Genomic DNA, 20,584 nt, shown 5'->3' on the forward strand with positions numbered 1-20,584 from the left:
AGAGGACGTTTTTGCACTTTGCGTACTCATAGTTTGGGCATTCAACGCAAAATAAGATCGATGGCTTTCTGTAAAACGCCAAGGTATTTAACATTCTACATATACCTTGGCGATTCTTTATTGTTTACACCTCTTTGGGTGTATCGTCAGTAATAGGCACGGTATTCACGTCGGTATCAAGGGCTTCAACTGCAGCTTTCACGCCTTGTGCGTAATCTGGATGAACCTTTTCTAATACGCTATACCAGCGGTTTTTAACACTATCTGAGCATGGCCCCATCGCGGCGGCGTAGTTGTTAAACATGCGTTCACGTTGTGCTTGATCCATTAATTCGAACAACGCGCGAGGTTGCACGTAATCAATGTCTTTATCTTCAACGTCGTAGCGGTTGGCATCACCGTCAATTTTAAGAGGCGGTTCAGGGTACTCAAGCCCCGTATGCGCAGCCTCATACTGATTAGGCTCATAGTAGGCATTGGCGTTGTCAAAATCGTTAGTGAAAAACCGCATTGCACCGTCTTTGTGATAATGCTTCACCACAGATGCTTTAGGGGCATTGGCTGGCAGTGCCTCATAGTGTGTACCAAGTCGGTATCTATGTGCATCAGCATAGGAGAAAATCCTTGCTTGTAGCATTTTATCCGGGCTGAAACCGATTCCCGGGACTACGTTAGATGGGCTATACGCCGCATTTTCTATCATCTGAAAATAGTTATCGGGATTTTTGTTCATTTCCAGCTCACCGACTTCGATGAGAGGATAATCATCATGAGGCCACACTTTCGTTAAATCAAATGGATTGTAGGATTGTTGCCCAGCTTCTTCTTCAGGCATGACTTGAATGTACATCGTCCACTTTGGAAAGTGTCCGTTGTCTATTGCGTTGAATAAGTCTTCTTGATAAGACTCACGGGTTTTCCCGATTAACGTTTCTGCCTCAGCGTTAGTGTAATGTTTATGTCCTTGTTGGGTTTTAAAATGGAATTTAACCCAAAAGCGCTCCCCCTTTTTATTCCACATGCTGAAGGTATGACTGCCATAGCCGTTCATGTGCATCGGATTAATGGGCAGACCACGGTCAGACATTAAAATAGTTACCTGATGAACAGATTCTGGGTGAGATGCCCAAAAATCAAACATGGCTTCTGGCGAACGTAAGTTCGTTTTAGGGTGCCGTTTTTGCGTGCGAATAAAATCAGGAAATTTGTACCCATCGCGGATAAAAAAGATCGGCGTGTTATTGCCGACCATGTCCCAGTTTCCTTCCTCAGTGTAAAATTTAAGAGAAAACCCCCTAACATCGCGCTCTGCATCGGCAGCACCTGACTCCCCCGCGACAGTTGACCAGCGACTCAGAACGTCGGTTTTTTTACCCACTTCACTAAACAGCGACGCGCAGGTGTATTGGGTAATATCGTGGGTAACCGTAAAGGTGCCTTGCGCGCCCCAACCTTTGGCATGCACCACACGCTCTGGAATACGCTCTCGATTCTGGTGCGCTAGCTTTTCAATAAGTTGGTAGTCTTCTAATAATGTGGGGCCGCGTTTACCCGCGGTTTTTGCGGTTTCGTTTGTGGGAACGGGCGTTCCCGCTGTCGTTGTGATTCGATTTGACGTGCTCATACTTGCTCCGTTCGTATGTCGTAATGTATTGGCTCTGCGTACCGCTTAACCGCAGAGAAAGGCATGAAAAAGTGAACCTCTTACTTGTTCGTATGTGATTCTTGGTATTCTGGATAATCGGTATAGCCCTCAGCGCCGCCACCATACCAATGGCTCATGTCATCAAAGGGGGCAAGTGGCCAATTATGTTTAAACCGTTCGGGCAAATCAGGATTGGTAATAAACGGGCGTCCAAATGCAATAAAATCGGCCAGATTCTGCGCAACCGCTGCCTCGGCAGTTTCTTTGGTATAACCGCAATTGCCGACGATAAGCCCGTCGTAGTGCTGTCTAAATTCGTCTAATGTCATCGGCTCACCGCGCTCATGAAAACCAAAGCCGAGCCCATCCATGACATGCAAGTAACCGACTTTTCGCATGTTGAGTTGGGTCGCGGTGTAGGTGAAAATCTGACGATAATCATCACAGCCCATGTCGTTAAATGCACCATTTGGCGATAAGCGCACTCCGACGTTTTCTGGCTCCCAAACAGACAGCACGGCATCGACAACTTCGCCTAAAAAGCGAAAGCGGTTTTCTAGAGTACCACCGTAGTCATCGGTACGCTGATTGCTGCGCCCATCTAAAAATTGGTTGAGCAGATAGCCGTTTGCAGCGTGGATTTCAACACCATCGAAATTGGCCTGTTTTGCACGCAGCGCGGCTTGTTTGTAGTCTTCAACGGTACGTTTAATGTCGCTGATTTCCATAGCTCGCGGGATTTCGTAGTCTTTCTTTCCCTTAGGCGTATGGATGTGATCACCGTCGATTTTCACTTCTGATGCAGAAAAGGGCCGTTTGCCATCGTGAAAATCGCTATGAGATGCTCGCCCACAGTGCCATAACTGCAGAACCATTTTGCTGCCTTTTTCATGCACGCGGCGGGTAATTTGTTGCCACCCTTCGGTCATTTCATCGGTGTATATGCCCGGTGAATCCACCCAACCTATGGCTTCTTCAGATATAACTGTCGCCTCACTAATCAGAAATCCTGCATGAGCGCGTTGTTCGTAATAGGTACCCATTAATTCATTGGGAACGCGGCTCTCGCCGGCTCTTGCGCGAGTAAGTGGTGCAAGTACACAGCGATTTTTCAATTCTCCTCCCAAAGCATGAATGGGTTGAAAAAGTGACGTGTGAGTAGATGAATGAGAGTCTGGCTTACTCATAATGAAAATTGCTCCTTTTCTCGTCATAAAAAAGCTTGTACGGTAGAAGTTCGAATTTTGTTCTGTTTGTGCTGATCTTTTCTTTTTACCAGTCACTACAAGTAGTTAGCACAATTGTGGTCTACAGTAATAAAACAGTTTGGAAGTAAGCATAGTGAATAATTGGGAAAGTGTATGTTGAATATCATTTGGCGCTCACAATGTCGTTTTTTGTTTTCTTTGTGTCTTGTTTTGCTGATAACAGGGTGTGCGAGTCAGCCAGACATGCAAATAAGCCCACAGCAACAAAGTGATCTGTCAGATCCTCTGGTGGTAGAATCGTCCCATGGCACAGCAGTAATAGAGCCCACCGTTGTTGGATACGAAGACACCGCTTATGACGACCCGTTGGAATTTATCAATCGTCCTATCTTTACGTTCAATGACTACCTATATCGTTATGCGCTGATTCCAATCGGCAAAGGTTACAACTGGGTTATGCCCGATGCTGCCAAAGATAATGTGTCTAATTTTTTCAATAACTTGGGGGAGCCTTTGAGTGCGTTAAATCACGCTTTACAGGGCGAAGGAAAAAAAACAGGTAAAAATGTTGGCCGTTTCTTAATTAATTCAACTGTGGGACTACTGGGTTTTTTCGACCCCGCGAAACACTGGTTTGACATTGAGGAAGAAGACACAAATTTAGATAAAACCCTAAGACATTATGATGTTGGGTACGGCGCGTTTCTCGTATTGCCGGTACTGGGACAGTCTGACGTTCGCAACCTATTTTCGACCGTTGCTGAATCTCCACTGGCACCGATAAGGCATGTAACCGATGAGCCCCAAACAACGTATTACCTTTCGTGGGAAGCTATTCATTCATTTTCTGGTCGTGCGGAGTTATACGAAAAGTTACGCAACGAATCCGATGATCCATACGCCTTTTTCAGAAATCTCTATATGCAGGATTTACTCAGAGACAAGCAATACCCTACCTCACCTGCAAGCATCAATAAACTAAGAAAAGAGAAAAAGGATGATGCTAATGAGTAAATCCAGAATAGCGAACGCCTTAGTTAATCAGGCACAATGGCTGCTCATTTTGTTTCTACTCTTGGCAGCAATCGCAGCGTACGGCTTGCAGTTTTTTAAGATTGATGCGTCAGCCGATACGCTGTTAGTAAAAAACAATCGACTCTATATTCAAACGCAAATGATGAATAAGCGCTTTGCGCCGCAAGAGTTTATTTTGGTGGCAGTTGAGCCTAAAAATGCACCGCTGTTTAGTCAGCAAACTTTTTCATTGTTGCAAGCCATGGCGGAAGAAATTAACGAATTGCCTCGTGTTGACAGCGTGACACACATGCTAAATGTGCCGCTACTTTCCCAGATTGATTCGTTACAAGGAGAAATTGATCCTGATGACTGGACGTGGGAGGCGAAACAATATGATCCCAAGACTATGCAGGATATTTTCAGTGACCATCCACTTTTCACCGATTTGCTCGTGAATAAAGCGCAGTCTGCCACGGCCATTCAAATTGTATTTAAGCACAATCAAGCACTACAAGCGCTTTATCATCAGATAACAGATATACAGGCCCAGGCGCTTGAGGGAGCGTTGTCAGACAAACAAGAAGCAGACATTCAGGAACTAAAAGCGCAGGCTGAACCCATCGAAGCTGAGCTTACCAAGCAACGAAAACAAGAGATTGAAGCGCTATATAAGATTATTGCTAGTTATGACGATCAGGCTGATCTATACCTTGGTGGCAGTTATGTGTTGGGCCAGCAGCTTATCGATATCATTGAATCTGACCTTGTCACCTTTGGTAGCGCCATTGGTTTAGCGATTTGTGTGTTGCTGCTGCTATTTTTCAAAAGTATCAGATGGGTTATGTTGCCCGTTATATGTTGTGGCTTTAGTGTACTGTATACCATGGGGCTTTTCGGTTTCCTAGACTTACGCACCACCGTGATCAGCGCTAACTTTGTTGCACTGCAACTTATTCTCACATTAGCCATCGTGATTCACCTTATTGTTGAGTTTCGTCAATGTGCTAATCAGTCTAACGAAGAAGACATAAAACCATTATTAGTCGCCACACTTCAGCGCAAGCTCGCTCCGTGTTTTTATGCTGGATTAACCACTTCTGTGGGCTTTGGCTCACTTATTTTCAGTGGAATCCAGCCAGTTGTTACCTTTGGTTGGATGATGATTATCGCGACGATAATCTCTATTGTCACCAGTTTGGTATTGTTCCCTGCTATTCTCACCTTGTTTTCTCATAAAGATATGCGCAGTGACGGCGGATTAAGTCGCGGGTTTATATCGTTGACCCGCAAAATCAGTATGAACGCCCCGAATACCGTGGTATTGACCACTGTTGTGATCACTGTGTTCAGCGTTGTTGGCCTACTGCGGTTAGATGTAGAGAATAGCTTTTTAGATTATTTTGCTGATTCAACGAATGTACATAAAGAACTGACCTTTATAGATAGTCAATTTGGTGGCTCTACTCCTATGGATGTGGTTGTTACATTGCCAGATGAGTTTCAAAAACAAGATGTAACTCTGTCTGCAAAGTCGATTCAGACACTGCAAAAAATTCAATATGTATTATCTCAATATGAGGCGACCGGAAACATTACGTCTATTGTTAACTTTACTGAATTAGCTAAACAAATTAATCAAGGGCAGCCTCTAACAGAATATGAACTTACTGTGATTTATACGCTGTTAGATAAGTCATTACGCGATAAGTTATTGGGTTCTTACTTTTCACCAGAACATAATCAATTGCGAATTAGCTCTCGTATTCAAGACAGCACGGAAGGATTAGATCGCCAGCAGTTTATGGACACCTTAAGCGCAGATATGAAACAGATGGGGCTGCCAGAGGAGAACGTTACCATTACGAACCTCTTTGTCTTGTATCAAGATATTTTACAGCGGCTATTCACGTCGCAGATCATGACACTGGGCATCGTATATATTGCGCTTTTTGTGGTGCTATTGTTTATTTTCAAGCAGCTAAGTATTGCCACCATTGCTTTACTCCCAAATATTTTGACTACGTTAGTGGTATTAGGTGTAATGGGATGGTTAAACATTCCGCTAGATTTAATGACAATAACAATCGCGGCCATTGCGATGGGAATTGCGATTGATGACACCATTCATTTTGTTCATCGATACTTAGAGAGCAACGACGCAATAGTCACTGGTGCACGCCAGCGGCAATCTACTGCATTGGATAACACCTTCTCCAGTGTGGGTTATGCATTGTTTTATACCACTTCGGTGATTACCCTCGGTTTTTCGTTGCTTAGTTTTTCCGATTTTGTGCCAAGCATTTTATTTGGCTTACTAACAGGATTTGCGATGGTGTTTGCACTTATTGTCGATACCACATTGCTGCCAGTATTACTCGAACGCTTTGTGGGCCGTAAAGCGCTTAAAAGCCAAGCACATGATGTGTAAAGCTTTTTGAATATCTGCCGTTACAGAGAGAGTGAAAATGTTAATAAAATGTGAGGGTGCGTAATACTAACGCATTCTCCACACTTGATATGGCGCAAAGGAATTGATAGTGAATTGTGAGGAATTGGGTATACTAGATCCAGTTCTCGTCAGCGCATTTGTGCCAAGTTATAGGCTATGTTTGTAAAGCAAGAAAAATCAGAAAAAATTGAATTGGTAAAGCACATTATTCGGCAAAACCAATATCAACATCTTGACCGATGCTTTCAGCAAGTGACTGCGCTTGGCATGTCGGTCAATATGAGTGCGCTTAAACGTTTTGCTGAAAAGCTAAAACTGATCGATCAGGTCACACAGCAAAAAGACCGGCATTCAACGTCTTCTCCCCTTGCCTCAACTCCGGTTAAAGACGATTTAATCAGTGCTGTGGATGATGTGTTGAGTGAAGACGAGCCAAGTAATCAGGTTACCAATGCCGTGTCATCACAAAGTCCGCCATTTACGGTTACGCGTAACGGCTTAGAGGTGCCCTTTACGGCCGATGGTGTGACATTAACCCCCACCGAAATTAAAAAGCGTGAAGCGGAAATTACCTATGAGCTCGGTGCGCTTAAAATTCGAGAATCTGAACTACTGCAAGAATTAATTGTATTGTCGGAGCTGCTCGAAAACGTCACATAGCGCATGGTAGGCGTATATACCTGACGAAATTAACAGTAAAGAGGCTTAGTTACATCACACCGTCTAATATTGAATTCAATATCTTATCTAGATGTATTCATGCATCATGAGATGAGGCACGTTTGGGCTCACTCTACCCTGCAAAAAAACAAAAGGCTTTCACGTAGTCTTCTTCCCTAGGCTACGTCTTAGTGTAACCGACCTCAGTTATCGTCGAATCCATGGACGACTGACGTCCTTTGTTAACGTTGAAGTAATGTAACAAAAGAGCAATCAACCCAATAACCAGAATTAATCCAGAGTTTGGCTCACTTACCTTGGTAAAATTATCAGAAGAGATCGCTTGGACTGCACCCGAGTATCTGGGTAATGATTTAAAAACCTGCTCATCTAAGACTGCAAGTTCACTTAGCTCTTGAGGTAGAGAAGACATATCGAAGAACTCGGCGAAAGGGAGTTCAGCGGAAATTCCATCTACAATATTAAAGTTTAAACCAAACAAGTCAAACGGTTGCTGCGAAAGAAGCTCTACATTTAACTCAACGTATAAGGCAATAGGTGAATCAAACACAGGAATAGTGAGTTCTTGGTATAGAATATCTTCAAGATTGGTAGAGCTAGTTGAAACCTTTTTATAAACTTTGTATTTCCCTGCTACTTTTCTAATGTAGCTTTTTATTTTTTTGTTACCCAAACTAATACAGATTGTACCATTTTTCTCTCCGTCTAGGTCTTTGGCCCCACCATCAGTAAAGGTTTCCACTGAGTTATCGGTATATGTTACTGAAAGATTTCCATCACTACCTACATCAATTTCTGTAATGGTTGTCACGCCTAGTCCGATACTGGATGGTGTACTAAAGGACATGGGTGAAAAAAATAGAAGCATCATTATTGAAAGACTGCCAATGAAGTTCTTATCCATTTTGTCCTCCTTGTATCTTACGCCCGTCTAAGGGGTAATTTAAATTGATAGCCAACATGTGCTTAAAGGTGACTATTTAGTTCCTAGAATGTTGTCTTTCTCCTAAGATGAATGAAGCCTTGTTAGTATTAAAGATGCGATACCTTAATAGTAGTTCAACAATCCAAAATCCGTTAATGACACAATGCAATCGGCCTTTAACTTTTAAGAGTTACGTGAGCCTGAATTTCACAGCACGTTATAGCCTAATGTGCGCTCAGCGTTCGAGCGTGTTCAATCTTTGCTGCAAAAATTTGCGCGTAGCTGCGTTAGGTGCCATTTGAATTGCTAATTTAAACGACATAATCGCTTCGGCTTTCATTCCTAACTTAGTCTGTATGTGCGCACGCGTTGCATGCCAAGGTTGGTAATGTTTCAGGTCATTTTTCAATTCGTTTATCTTTTGCAGAGCAATGTCGACAAGCCCTATTTCTGCGCTCACAACAGCCCAGTTTAAGGCTACGACTGGCGTTGGTTCGAATTGCCACAGCGCCTGATAAAGTAAAGACATTTGCTGCCAATCAGGGCGTGGCTTTGTCATGTGACAATCTGTAATAGCGGCTTTGATTTGAAACGGCCCAGGCTGTGCATTTCTGACTGCATTCGACAGGATATGTCGAGCTTCGTCGACAAGGTCTTGTCGCCAACGCTGACTATTCTGATCTTCAACAGTGACTAGACAGCCAGTTGTGTCAATTCGTGCATTGCTTCTTGCCTCTGTTAGTAGCATCAATGCGAGAAGTCCCTCTATCTCAGGCGCATTCGGGTGAAGCGTATTTAACAGCCGAGCCAAAAAGATCCCTTCATGACTAAGTACTCGTGAGTCTTCATCTTCTGTTAAATAACCCGTGGTAAATATCAGGTAGATTGAAGTTAACACCGCTTTTAGTCTCTCTTGCCACATTTCAGGCTCAGGGACTGCAAATCGTAACCCCAATGTTTTTATCTTTGCCTTTGCACGGTATAAGCGCTGCCCCATGGTGTGTTCACTATCAAGAAAAGCCTTGGCGATGTCCTTCGTGGTCAATCCGCACACTGTACGTAGAGTTAACGCAACACGAGACTTTTCTTCCAAACTCGGATGACAGCAGCTAAATATTAGGCGCAGACGTTCATCTGGAATCGCCTCGGGGCTATCATGCTCCATGTAATCAACAGATATTTCTTCAAGATCGTCAGTTTTTCGCTGCTCTCGTTGTCCCTTTCGAATGAGGTCTATGCCTTTATTCAACCCCACTTTTAGCAGCCATGCCTGAGGGTTGTCAGGTGGGCCAGTGCGACTCCAATGTTTCAACGCAGCGAACACGGCTTCTTGCAGTGCATCCTCAGCCAATTGAAAATCATTCAGTCGCGCTATCAGCGCAGCTAAGAGCCGCCCTCTATCCTTGATTAGAATGCTATTGAGCACATGATTCACTGCAATGGCTTTGGAGGCGGCACTATTCATACTTTACGCTTGGTCATAATCCAACAGCGGGCGTACTTCGACGGTGCCAAATTTAGCCACGGGAATCATTGCGGCACACTGAAGGGCCATGTCTAAGTCAGGCACATCGATAACGTAGAATCCCCCTAAGTGTTCGTGTGTTTCAGCAAAAGGGCCATCCATTGTTTCTACTTTGCCTGCATTAATTCGCAGTGATGTCGCGGTTTCGGTGCCCTGCAAACCCTCACCCCCAACCAGTATTCCTTTCTTCTCAAAGGTTTCACTAGTAACGGCAAAATCGGTCATCATTTTATCAAACTCAGGAGTGCCATAGGCCGGTTCTTTATCCGGTGCTGAATAGAGCAAAAGCATATATTTCATCTTACGTTTCCTTCTGTTTTGGTGTCTCATACTCCAAGGACGTTTTGACTTATTAATTTTCTACATGAACAGAAAAATTTTTTTGTCTGCACGTGCAAATTCATAAAAAATGTCGACTGCATGGCGATTTTCAGCAGCGCTAATGTCCATTTCCATTCAACTACATTGACCCCATGGCTGCAAATACTATCTACACGCTGGTTATCGTAAATAAAACGGTAAGATTGTCGAGAAACTACAATTTTCTTTCTTTTTAATCAGCCATATAGCAAATTTTGATGATATTATTTCTGAAGTTATTGAATTTATTTGACTACTGAGGTCAACAGATGGATTTCGCCTTTATTCTTTTCGCCTTTTTCTGTGGGCTTGCGTTGAAATACGTGGGACTTCCGCCCTTAATTGGCTTTTTAGGTGCGGGCTTTTTGCTCAATTTTCTTGAGTTTACTCCTGATGATGGCCTCTTTAAGCTGGCTGATATTGGCATCACGCTCATGTTATTTACCATCGGCCTCAAGCTAAACATACGGGATCTCTCCAAACGCGAAGTGTGGTTGGGTAGTTCAATGCACATGATCGTATGGGTAGTACTAATCACCTTGGTGTTCTTCGGCGTATCACTCACTGGTATCGGTTATTTTGGCGCACTTGATTTGCAAACCTGTGCGTTGCTGGCATTCGCCTTGAGCTTCAGTAGCACTGTGTGTGTAGTAAAAATTTTAGAAGAAAGCGGTGAAATGAAAACCCGTCACGGCAAGCTCGCGATTGGTGTACTGGTCATGCAAGACATCTTTGCTGTGCTCTTTATGGTTATCGCCACTGGAAAAGTTCCCTCCTTGTGGGCATTGGGCTTATTAATTCTACCCTTTCTTAAGCCGCTTTGGAGTAAATTGCTTAACGTGGCGGGTCACGGAGAAATGCTACCATTAATGGGATTTTTTCTCGCGTTAGGTGGCTATGAATTGTTCACGTTAGTTGGCATTAAAGGCGATCTTGGCGCATTAATTGTAGGAATGTTAATTGCCCCTCATGAAAAATCTTCGGAATTAGCAAAGTCACTGTTGAGCTTCAAAGATATCTTCTTAGTCGGCTTTTTTCTTACTATTGGATTCACCGCGCTGCCAAACATGGAAATGCTAATGACAGCCCTTGCAATATGCGCATTGTTGCCTCTTAACTTCGTGCTGTTCTTCTTTCTTTTCACCAAACTACGCCTACGCGCAAGAACTGCGTACTTGTCGAGTTTAGTACTGAATAATTTCAGTGAATTTGGATTGATTGTTGCGGCAATGTTGGTATCTATGTCGTTGCTGGCCAAAGAATGGCTGGTTGTTTTAGCGATTGTCGTCTCTATATCCTTCTTAATTACCAGCATTGCATACAGAACGAGTCATCGTCAGTACACGCGCTTAAAAACAAAACTCAAGTATTATGAAAACCCCAATCGCCTTCCCAACGATGTATACGTTCAACCTCAAGACGCTGAAGTATTGGTACTTGGCTTGGGCCGCGTGGGTAAAGGCGCCTATACTGCATTACGCAACGAGCTAGGTGATAAAGTATGGGGAATGGATGCAGATCCCATCCGTATCAATCGACTCAAGCGTAAAGGCATGCAAGTGATTGTTGGCGATGGTGAAGATATTGATTTTTGGGAAAATGTTGAGCTAAACGATATTCGTTTAGTTTTATTGGCACTACCTTCTGTAGAAGATATGCGCAATATTGCTAATCAGTTGCGCAATGCGAATTATCAAGGACAGATAGCGTCTATTGCGCGGTATGAAGATGAAATTGAGCCATTGTTGGAAGCAGGCTCCGATAAAGTATTTAACTTCTTTACCGAGGCAGGGACAGGCTTTGCAGAAGAAAGCCTAGCGATGTTAAATAACCAGCGTAACTTACAGCACTCGCTATTTTAACCTGCCGCATTTGTGAGTGATAACGTGGTAAACAATGAGAATTGTTATCATTGTTATCTGATTGATTTTTAAAGATAAAATTGTAATTTCAACGAAGTTGGCTATACTTGCTGACGAGATACAACGAGTTATTTAGGGCGTTTTATATGGACGGCAATAAAAAAGTAGTGAGTATGTTAAACGAGGTGCTTACTGCCGAATTAACATCAATTAATCAGTATTTTCTGCATGCCCGCATGTTTAAAAACTGGGGATTCAGTAACTTAAATGAGGTTTGCTATAAAAAGTCGATCAAAGACATGAAACAAGCCGATGATTTAATTGAGCGAATTTTGTTTCTTAATGGTATCCCTAACCTGCAAGCATTAAATAAGTTGTACATTGGCGAAGAGCCAGTAGAGATGCTTGAGTGCGATTTGAAGTTTCAGTTAGAGCAATTACCCTTGCTTAAAAAAGCGATTGTGCTGTGCGAAAACGAAAAAGACTTCGTTACCCGTGAATTGTTAGAAGATATCCTCAGCTATGAGGAAGGCCATGTTGATTGGTTAGAAGCTCAGCAATATCAAATCGACGCTATCACCCTTGAAAATTATCTGCAATCGCAAATTCATGAAGGAGACGACTAATGCAAGGTAAATCCAATATCATCGACGCACTGAATGGCCTTCTCGCTTATGAATTGGCTGCGATGGATCAGTATTTCATACATTCGGAAATGTATGCCGATTGGGGGTTCAACAAACTGTATGAGCGAATAGCACATGAGTTTGAAGACGAGAAAGGCCATGCTAAAAAATTAATCGAACGCATTTTATTTCTTGAAGGCACACCAGACATGGTAACGCGCGAAGGCTTTAAAGTGGGAACTGACGTGCCCTCTATGTTAGAGAGCGATTTGCGTGTTGAGTACACAGTAGATGCAAAACTGAAAGAAGCGATTGCATTGTGTGAAAAAGAAGAAGATTTCGTGACGCGCGACATGCTAGTGGAATTGCTTGATGATACCGAAATGGATCATGCTTACTGGCTAGAGCAACAGCTTGGTCTTATCAAAAGATTGGGCATACAAAATTATCTTCAGTCACAACTTTAATGATTCAGAGCCAGTTTTATGCTGGCTTTTTCTTTTCCCGTTAGCAATTGTGTTAACGACGCTTAGTAAAGACGCGTGGTGAAATAATAAAATAGCGTGTAAGGTTCTGCCGCCGTGCTGTTATTTGCACCCTTAGTCGATTTCGAATAGTTAACCACTATTCGCCACGTCATTTCGGGCTCATTACATGCGCCCAAAAACATATCCGATTGGCTGAAAGTCTGGGTCATATGTGTAATGGGAAGGTGGGTTTTCCCCATATACATGTTTACCCCTTCTACCCACGCAGACTCAACCGTCACTGATTCATGCTGTGATAGTGTCAGTTGTGTCATTTCTTCTACTTTAGGTGGAAAGGTTTCGATACGAACCGAATGGTCAAGATTCTTGAAACGTATATTGCACATATTACCGTCAAACTGGCATGATGTACCTTCCTCAACGGGAAGATTACGCTGATTCGATAAATATACAGCGGAAAGTATTAAAATCAGAGCTATAATTGGGAAGGTTTGCTTTAACAAGAGGCTGAAATTCCATCGTTTTTTGGCACATGTGTTACCAAATTAACTGGAAACGACGTTATCGGCAACCGATCTTTGATTGAGATCAAGCTTCCTAAAGTTAAGCTATCTTTTTAAAGCAAAAATATTTATCATGCGCGACGAATTTGTCTTATTGCGCATAGTAATCAAACGTTTAGGTTAAAAATTAGCTAACTCCACGCTGTTTTGCCTTTGATTAGTATGGGTAAAACAAAAATACATTTGTTTTGGAAGATCCATCGATATGAGTGAAATCAGTCAAGCACACCCTGAATACAATTATAAAATTGTCAGACAGTTTGCTGTTATGACAGTAATTTGGGGCATCGTGGGTATGGCAATTGGCGTATTTATCGCCGCTCAGCTGTACTGGCCTGCCCTCAATTTTGACATCCCTTACCTGACGTTCTCGAGGTTACGTCCATTGCACACTAATGCGGTTATTTTCGCGTTTGGTGGCTGCGCATTGTTCGCAACGTCGTATTATGTGGTACAGCGTACCTCGCAAGTCAGATTGTTTAGCGACAAGTTAGCTTCATTTACGTTTTGGGGTTGGCAAGCTGTAATAGTTGCAGCTGCAATCACGCTTCCATTGGGTCTAACGTCTACTAAAGAGTATGCAGAACTAGAATGGCCAATTGATATTCTTATCACGTTGGTTTGGGTTGCATACGCCATTAACTTCTTTGGTACCATCATTGTCAGAAAAGTATCGCATATCTATGTTGCGAACTGGTTCTTTGGCGGCTTTATCATGACGGTTGCTGTGCTTCACATTGGTAACAGCATGGCAGTCCCTGTTTCATTCACCAAATCTTACTCACTCTATGGCGGTGCAGTAGATGCGATGATGCAATGGTGGTATGGCCATAACGCGGTTGGATTCTTCTTAACTGCGGGTTTCTTAGGCATGATGTACTATTTCGTACCTAAGCAAGCGGGTCGACCAGTATATTCTTACCGTCTATCAGTAATTCACTTCTGGGCGCTAGTATCTCTGTATATTTGGGCTGGTCCTCACCACCTACACTACACTGCACTTCCTGACTGGACTCAGTCATTGGGCATGGTAATGTCGGTGATTCTATTTGTTCCATCTTGGGGTGGTATGATCAACGGTATCATGACGCTGTCAGGTGCTTGGCACAAACTTCGTACTGACCCGATTCTACGCTTCTTGATTGTTTCATTGTCATTCTACGGTATGTCGACCTTCGAAGGCCCGATGATGGCAATTAAAACCGTTAATGCCTTGTCTCACTACACAGACTGGACCATTGGTCACGTACACTCTGGTGCACTAGGTTGGGTTGCAATGGTATCTATTGGTTCGTTGTATCACTTATTCCCCATTTTGTTTAACAAGCCGTCTATGTATAGCACGCGTCTTGTAAACGTACATTTCTGGTTGGCAACAATCGGTGTAGTACTTTACATCGTCGCTATGTGGATGTCTGGTGTTCTACAAGGCTTAATGTGGCGCGCAGTTAACGCTGACGGCACACTGACATATAGCTTTGTAGAGTCATTAGAAGCCTCTAAACCGTTCTACTTCATGCGAATGGTGGGTGGCGTATTTGTTGTAGCAGGTATGTTGGTAATGGCATACAACGTGTACAAGACAATTCGTACTCCTCGCGAGTCATTTGCAGCAGAACCTCAGGCACAGGCAGCGTAAGGAGTAGTTGATGAAAAACGTGCACGATATCGTAGAAAAGAATGTCGGCCTGCTAACCATTTTCATGTTGATTGCTATCAGCTTAGGTGGAATGGTGCAAATCACACCATTAATGTTCCAACAACAAGTGATGGAACCGGTCGAAGGTTTAAAGCCTTACACGGCGCTTGAATTGGAAGGTCGTGACATCTACATCCGTGAAGGATGTGTAGGTTGTCACAGCCAGATGATTCGCCCTTTCCGTGCAGAAACAGAACGTTACGGTCACTACTCTGTTGCCGGTGAATCAGTATGGGAACACCCGTTCCTATGGGGTTCTAAGCGTACTGGTCCAGATTTGGCCCGTGTAGGTGGTCGTTATAGTGATGAGTGGCACCGTGTTCACTTGATCAACCCACGTGACGTAGTGCCAGAATCAAACATGCCAGGCTTCCCTTGGTTGATGGAGAACACGTTGGATGGCGAGCTTACGGCTAAAAAGATGGAAGTTTTCCGTGGATTTGGCGTGCCCTACACTGACGAAGACATCGCTGGCGCACAAGCGGCTGTAAAAGGCAAAACAGAGATGGAAGCGTTGATTGCATACCTTCAATCTCTTGGAACGGCGTTGAAATAAAATGGATTTTGGTACAGTAGGCAGCATATTCACTGTCGTTGTATTCGTCTGCTTCGCTGGTGTTGTCTGGTGGGCGTTTAGTAAACGCAACAAAGATAGCTTCGACGAGGCAGCCAATTTGGTTTTCGACGATGAAAAAGAACAACAAACAACAGAAAAAAAGCGGGAGTCTTCTAAATGAGTAGCTTTTGGAGCATTTGGATAACAGTGATCACGCTGGGCACCATTCTTGGTTGCTACTTGCTACTACGCTGGTGTCTATTAAACAAAACTGGGATTGAGGAAGGCGACAATATGCATCACTCGTTTGATGGTATTGTTGAGATAAACAACCCGCTTCCTCGTTGGTGGACAATCATGTTTTACATGGTGATTGTTTGGGGATTAATCTATTTGGCCCTCTACCCTGGCTTAGGGAATTGGGAAGGCCTATGGAAGTGGAAGAGCTCGAATCAAAATGTTCAGTCTCTTGCAGAATCTCGCGAAGCAACCAAACGTGGCTTTGAAGAAGGTTACTTGGTTGAATATGATCGCCAAATGAAATTTGCTGAAGAGCGTTTTGACCCAATTTTCGCTGAGTATGCGAAAGTCCCAGTGACAGAATTGGTGAACGATGCAGAAGCGATTAAAGTCGGTCAACGTCTATTCTTGCAAAACTGTTCACAGTGTCACGGTTCTGATGCGCGAGGCCAACGTGGCTTCCCTAACCTGACAGACAATGATTGGTTATACGGTGGTTCGCCTGAGAAAATCAAAGAAACACTGTTAAACGGTCGCTCTGGCATGATGCCAGGTTGGTTAGACGCATTTGGTGAGCAAGGTATCGAAGAAATCGTTGCTTACGCATTGAGTTTAAGCGGCCGTCAGGTTGACGAACAGCTCAAAAATGCGGGCGAAGCACGATTCGCTGCCTGTGCTGCATGTCACGGTGCAGATGGTAAGGGTAATCAAATGCTTGGTGCACCTAACCTAACCGACAATATTTGGTTGTATGGCGCATCACATAAAGATGTAACCGAAACATTGAAGTATGGTCGTAATGGTGTAATGCCTTCATTCAAAGATCGTTTGAGTGAAGACAAAATTCACGTTGTTGCTACCTATGTTTACAGTTTGTCCCAAGACAAATAAGTAAAAATCATTTAAAATTGCCTCGGTATTTTCCGGGGCTTTTTTTTATCAACTTTTATTGAGTAAGCATGAAAGAACTAAATACTCGACCTTGGTACAAACAATTTTGGCCATGGTTTTTAATTTCTATTCCCTTTGCATCTGTTATCTTAAGCACAACCATGATGCACCTTGCAACGAACGGCCAAGATACCTTGGTGATTGACGATTACTACAAAGAAGGTAAAGGAATAAATCTTCAACTCATCAAGTACCAAGAAGCGAAAGTAAGAGGCATCAAAGCCGATTTGACCGTGTCGTCTGATAGCGTTGCGCTTAGATTTAATGCAGGCGCACCAGATACCGCAGAAGCGTTAGTGTTGGATTTTCACCATGCCACTATTGCTAAAAATGACTTTGAGTTGTTACTTTCTAAAGATGCATCTGGAAATTACAGAGCGTCGCTTGATAGACCTATCACAGGAAAATGGCGCGTTACATTGCATCCACTCGACACCGAATGGAAAATCACCCACAAGTTAACCTTCCCTCGCGAAGATGTCATAGCGTTTGATCCGAGTTAATGACCGAAAGTAAATCGTTGGACACCTGTTACCATTGCGATCTTCCCGTTCCCCTCAACAGTCAATTCCAAGTGACTGTGCTAGGAGAAGAGCGGGAAATGTGTTGTCCTGGATGCCAAGCCGTTGCGGAGTCAATCGTATCTGCTGGATTAGAGGACTATTATCGCTATCGTACAGAAAAAGCAGTAAAAGGCGATCCACTGTTAGAAAGCACGATGGATGCACTGTCTGCGTTTGACGATCCCGCTATTCAAGATGAATTTGTGTCTGTATCTAGCGACATAAGTACTATTCAACTAACTGTAGAGGGCATAACCTGTGCAGCTTGCGCATGGCTGATTGAAAAACAAGTGGGCACGTTGCCAGGCATTAAGCAAATTGCAGTGAATACCACCAACAGGCGTTTAACCGTTAAATGGGACAATGCACAACTGCCTTTGAGCCGGATTCTGAAAACATTAGAGAAGTTTGGCTATCATGCCCTTCCCTTTCAACCCGATCAGCATGAAGCTACGTACCAGAAAGAAGACAAACGCTTTTTAAAAAAGTTGGGATTGTCCGGCTTAATGACCATGCAGGTAATGATGCTAGCTGTGGGTCTGTATTTCGGATTATTTGGCTATATCGAAGAAGAAACCAAGGTTTACTTCCATTGGGTAAGCTTGGTATTGACCACACCCGTGGTGTTTTACGGTGGTGCACAGTTTTATTCAAGCGCGATAAATGGCATCAAAGGTGGCGTATTGAATATGGATGTTTCTGTATCGATAGCCATTTGGGGAACGTTTATTGCGAGTGCATGGGCTACCATTTCTAATCAGGGCCAGATTTACTTTGAATCTGTGTGCATGTTCACATTTTTACTCTTGATTAGCCGTTACCTTGAACATAGAAGTCGACACAAAGCCGCGCTGATATCGGCGAATATGCTTAAGTATCAGCCGCTAACCGCGACTATTGTTAAAGACGGTCAGTTTGAGTCGGTGGTGGCGAAACATCTGACTGTTGGCGATGTTGTGCTAATAAAAGCAGGGGAAACGATCCCCTTAGACGGCGTTATAGTAGAAGGTGATGCCGCAATTAACGAATCTATGCTGACTGGGGAATTTGCCCCTGTTCGCAAACATTCTGGAGACGCAGTCTATGGCGGAACAGTCAATGAAACTAACGCCATACAGGTTAAAATCACAGCGGCAGCCAAAGACTCTCTGATTAATCAGATTGTATTAATGCAGGAGCTGGCTTTATCACAAAAGCCGCGTATTGCGCGATTTGCAGATAGAACCTCTCAGCAATTCATATTTTGGGTACTGGTTATCGCGATTGTGAGCTTTGGCGTATGGTGGTTTTTCATTGACACTCAGCAAGCCCTTTGGGTTGCGATCGCCGTGCTTGTTGCCACCTGCCCATGTGCATTAAGTTTGGCCACGCCATCGGCATTGAGTAGCGCAGTCGCCAATTTAAATGAAAAAGGAATGCTGGTTAGGCATGCAGACGCGTTAGAAAATCTAGCCGATATCACCACGGTGGCGTTTGATAAAACAGGTACATTGACAGAAGGCGTATTTTCACTAGAGTCAATACTTGCAATTGAAGGACAAAATAAAAATCGTCTATTGCACATTGCTGCCAGTATTGAGTCTCACTCTGAACATCCTATCGCAAAAGCATTTTCTTCAGCTCAACAGATGTTGAAAGTGTCAGACATCACGGTGTTGGCGGGACAAGGAATTTCGGCGACTTACGAGGGTGTTAGGTACACGCTAGGTAACCGTTCTGCATTAACTAGCTCAATCCCTGACGCATTCTCTCATTGTAATGTACTCATGCAACAAGATGGTATGTGTGTCGCAGGTTTTGTTGTAACTGACACAATCAAAGATGATGCTCGGGATTTGTCTCGTTCACTATCAGCTTACACGGTAAGGTTGATAAGTGGCGATAATAAAAAGAATGTTGAGTCAGTCGCAGAGCAAGTTGGGATTTTACATACACACTATGATATGCAGCCTCAAGATAAAATGTTTACTTTGCAAGAATTACAGCAAGCTGGAGAACGGGTGCTCATGGTTGGTGATGGCATCAATGATGCGCCAGTCCTCGCGCAAGCAGATGTGTCTGTCGCCGTGAGTGAAGCGACTGATCTTGCGCGGCAGTCTGCCGATGTATTGTTGTTAAATAAGCAAATATCGGGCATTCAGTTTTTGATTCAAATGGCGCGCAAAACGCGTCAAAAAGTTAAACAAAATATGGCGTGGGCTATCGGGTATAATCTGCTTATTTTACCTCTTGCCGTGACTGGCTTTTTAACACCTTGGATGGCAGTCATTGGTATGTCGTTAAGCTCCATCATTGTGGTAAGTAACTCCACCCGTCTTTTACGTTACGGAAAGTAAAAAAATGAATGTTATCTATGTGTTGATCCCGCTCGCTATTATTATCGTGACCATCGCGGTGATTATTTTTTTCTGGGCAGTTAGAAGCAACCAGTTTGAAGATCTAGATCGACAAGGGTATAGCATCTTATTTGATGACGATACGAAGGAAAAGTCCAAGAAAGAAAACACCGCATCAACGAACGAATCAGGCACGGAATAGTTAAAAGAAGTATAAAACATGGAAAGTATTTCATTGGTAACCGCTTTTTTAATTGGCGTTGCTGGAAGCGTTCACTGCGTAGGTATGTGCGGTGGTATTGTGAGTGCATTTAGTGTTTTTATTCCTAAGGGAAGTGCTTCGTTACCCTATTACTTACTGTATAATATTGGCCGAATTAGCTCCTATGGGGTGATTGGTGCCCTCGCAGGTGCGCTTGGTAGCGGCTTTGCGCAAAGCCATCAGCAGGCAATGCACTGGTTAACCTTGTTTGCCGCGCTGATGCTAATTTTATTGGGGCTTTATATCGCCAACTGGTGGAAAATTCTGACACAGCTTGAAAAAGTCGGAAAACATGTCTGGAAATATGTTCAGCCTCTTACCAAAAAGCTACTGCCTCTAAGCTCTCCCATCAAGGCACTGCCCTTTGGGATGTTGTGGGGATGGCTGCCCTGTGGCCTTGTTTATTCAACACTCACTTGGAGCGTCGCTTCGGGCAGTTTTATCCAAGGTGCATTGATTATGATTTGCTTTGGATTAGGAACGCTGCCTGCGATGTTAGCCATGGGATTGAGTGCAAACTCTGTCAAAACCTGGCTGGCAAAACCCATGATCCAGAAGATAATAGGCACAAGTTTAATTATCTATGGTTTGATATTAATCAAAGAAAGTGTAAATTAACGCTATCTTG

The 20,584-nt window shown here is 43.5% G+C and carries 20 protein-coding genes; 14 read left to right on the forward strand and 6 right to left on the reverse strand.

Annotated elements, in window-relative coordinates:
* Positions 1–124: 124 nt before the first annotated feature.
* Both OE749_RS05765 and OE749_RS05770 read right to left on the reverse strand, forming a co-directional pair.
* On the reverse strand, positions 125–1,624 hold the full coding sequence (locus OE749_RS05765) for a catalase (RefSeq protein WP_263711400.1): 1,500 nt from the start codon (positions 1,622–1,624) through the stop codon (positions 125–127).
* 80 nt (positions 1,625–1,704) lie between these two features.
* Complete coding sequence (locus OE749_RS05770; RefSeq protein ID WP_263711401.1) at positions 1,705–2,832, reverse strand: alkene reductase; 1,128 nt, start codon at positions 2,830–2,832, stop codon at positions 1,705–1,707.
* A gap of 174 nt (positions 2,833–3,006) precedes the next feature.
* On the opposite strand from OE749_RS05770, the gene OE749_RS05775 reads away from it, so the two are divergent.
* The 3 genes from OE749_RS05775 (at position 3,007) to OE749_RS05785 (ending at position 6,979) form a co-directional block, all read left to right on the forward strand.
* On the forward strand, positions 3,007–3,867 hold the full coding sequence (locus tag OE749_RS05775; protein WP_263711402.1) for an MlaA family lipoprotein: 861 nt from the start codon (positions 3,007–3,009) through the stop codon (positions 3,865–3,867).
* Complete coding sequence (locus tag OE749_RS05780; RefSeq protein WP_263711403.1) at positions 3,860–6,298, forward strand: efflux RND transporter permease subunit; 2,439 nt, start codon at positions 3,860–3,862, stop codon at positions 6,296–6,298. Before OE749_RS05775 ends, OE749_RS05780 begins: the two co-directional genes overlap by 8 nt.
* 177 nt (positions 6,299–6,475) lie before the next feature.
* On the forward strand, positions 6,476–6,979 hold the full coding sequence (locus OE749_RS05785) for a hypothetical protein (protein ID WP_263711404.1): 504 nt from the start codon (positions 6,476–6,478) through the stop codon (positions 6,977–6,979).
* A gap of 181 nt (positions 6,980–7,160) precedes the next feature.
* Here the strand turns inward: OE749_RS05785 and OE749_RS05790 are convergent, their stop codons facing one another.
* From OE749_RS05790 to OE749_RS05800, 3 genes are all read right to left on the reverse strand, one after another.
* Positions 7,161–7,904, reverse strand: a complete 744-nt coding sequence (locus OE749_RS05790; RefSeq protein WP_263711405.1) for a hypothetical protein — start codon at positions 7,902–7,904, stop codon at positions 7,161–7,163.
* A gap of 256 nt (positions 7,905–8,160) precedes the next feature.
* Positions 8,161–9,390, reverse strand: coding sequence for an RNA polymerase sigma factor (locus OE749_RS05795; RefSeq protein WP_263711406.1), 1,230 nt, complete (start codon positions 9,388–9,390; stop codon positions 8,161–8,163).
* A 3-nt stretch (positions 9,391–9,393) separates the two neighbouring features.
* Positions 9,394–9,750 (reverse strand): YciI family protein, encoded by a 357-nt coding sequence (locus tag OE749_RS05800; protein WP_263711407.1) that lies wholly within the window; start codon positions 9,748–9,750, stop codon positions 9,394–9,396.
* Between the two features lie 329 nt (positions 9,751–10,079).
* Here OE749_RS05800 and OE749_RS05805 point away from each other — a divergent pair, with 329 nt between their 5' ends.
* From OE749_RS05805 to bfr (OE749_RS05815), 3 genes are all read left to right on the forward strand, one after another.
* Complete coding sequence (locus tag OE749_RS05805) at positions 10,080–11,672, forward strand: cation:proton antiporter family protein (RefSeq protein ID WP_263711408.1); 1,593 nt, start codon at positions 10,080–10,082, stop codon at positions 11,670–11,672.
* A gap of 146 nt (positions 11,673–11,818) precedes the next feature.
* Positions 11,819–12,298, forward strand: coding sequence for a bacterioferritin (gene bfr / locus OE749_RS05810; protein WP_263711409.1), 480 nt, complete (start codon positions 11,819–11,821; stop codon positions 12,296–12,298).
* Positions 12,298–12,765, forward strand: coding sequence for a bacterioferritin (bfr, locus tag OE749_RS05815; protein ID WP_263711410.1), 468 nt, complete (start codon positions 12,298–12,300; stop codon positions 12,763–12,765). The genes bfr (OE749_RS05810) and bfr (OE749_RS05815) overlap by 1 nt, the downstream gene beginning before the upstream one ends.
* Before the next feature lie 62 nt (positions 12,766–12,827).
* Here bfr (OE749_RS05815) and OE749_RS05820 read toward each other — a convergent pair whose 3' ends face one another.
* Positions 12,828–13,289, reverse strand: a complete 462-nt coding sequence (locus OE749_RS05820) for a hypothetical protein (RefSeq protein WP_263711411.1) — start codon at positions 13,287–13,289, stop codon at positions 12,828–12,830.
* A gap of 265 nt (positions 13,290–13,554) precedes the next feature.
* Between OE749_RS05820 and ccoN the strand changes: the two genes are divergently transcribed.
* The 8 genes from ccoN to OE749_RS05860 all read left to right on the forward strand — a co-directional run bounded on the left by ccoN (position 13,555) and on the right by OE749_RS05860 (position 20,574).
* Positions 13,555–14,988, forward strand: coding sequence for a cytochrome-c oxidase, cbb3-type subunit I (gene ccoN, locus OE749_RS05825; protein WP_263711412.1), 1,434 nt, complete (start codon positions 13,555–13,557; stop codon positions 14,986–14,988).
* A gap of 10 nt (positions 14,989–14,998) precedes the next feature.
* Positions 14,999–15,604 (forward strand): cytochrome-c oxidase, cbb3-type subunit II, encoded by a 606-nt coding sequence (ccoO, locus tag OE749_RS05830; protein WP_263711413.1) that lies wholly within the window; start codon positions 14,999–15,001, stop codon positions 15,602–15,604.
* 1 nt (position 15,605) lies between these two features.
* The gene (locus OE749_RS05835) at positions 15,606–15,785 is read left to right on the forward strand and encodes a cbb3-type cytochrome oxidase subunit 3 (protein WP_263711414.1); all 180 of its coding nucleotides are present in this window, start codon (positions 15,606–15,608) and stop codon (positions 15,783–15,785) included.
* Positions 15,782–16,735 (forward strand): cytochrome-c oxidase, cbb3-type subunit III, encoded by a 954-nt coding sequence (gene ccoP, locus OE749_RS05840; protein WP_263711416.1) that lies wholly within the window; start codon positions 15,782–15,784, stop codon positions 16,733–16,735. The genes OE749_RS05835 and ccoP overlap by 4 nt, the downstream gene beginning before the upstream one ends.
* A 68-nt stretch (positions 16,736–16,803) precedes the next feature.
* Positions 16,804–17,298, forward strand: a complete 495-nt coding sequence (locus OE749_RS05845; protein ID WP_263711417.1) for a FixH family protein — start codon at positions 16,804–16,806, stop codon at positions 17,296–17,298.
* Entirely contained in the window at positions 17,298–19,694 is a 2,397-nt protein-coding gene (locus tag OE749_RS05850; protein ID WP_263711418.1) for a heavy metal translocating P-type ATPase, read from the forward strand. Before OE749_RS05845 ends, OE749_RS05850 begins: the two co-directional genes overlap by 1 nt.
* Positions 19,695–19,698: 4 nt before the next feature.
* On the forward strand, positions 19,699–19,896 hold the full coding sequence (gene ccoS, locus OE749_RS05855; RefSeq protein ID WP_263711419.1) for a cbb3-type cytochrome oxidase assembly protein CcoS: 198 nt from the start codon (positions 19,699–19,701) through the stop codon (positions 19,894–19,896).
* Between the two features lie 18 nt (positions 19,897–19,914).
* The gene (locus tag OE749_RS05860) at positions 19,915–20,574 is read left to right on the forward strand and encodes a sulfite exporter TauE/SafE family protein (RefSeq protein ID WP_263711420.1); all 660 of its coding nucleotides are present in this window, start codon (positions 19,915–19,917) and stop codon (positions 20,572–20,574) included.
* Positions 20,575–20,584 lie beyond the last annotated feature (10 nt).

Origin of the sequence: Fluctibacter corallii, from assembly GCF_025751585.1 — a bacterium.
Taxonomy (GTDB): domain Bacteria; phylum Pseudomonadota; class Gammaproteobacteria; order Enterobacterales; family Alteromonadaceae; genus Fluctibacter_A; species Fluctibacter_A corallii.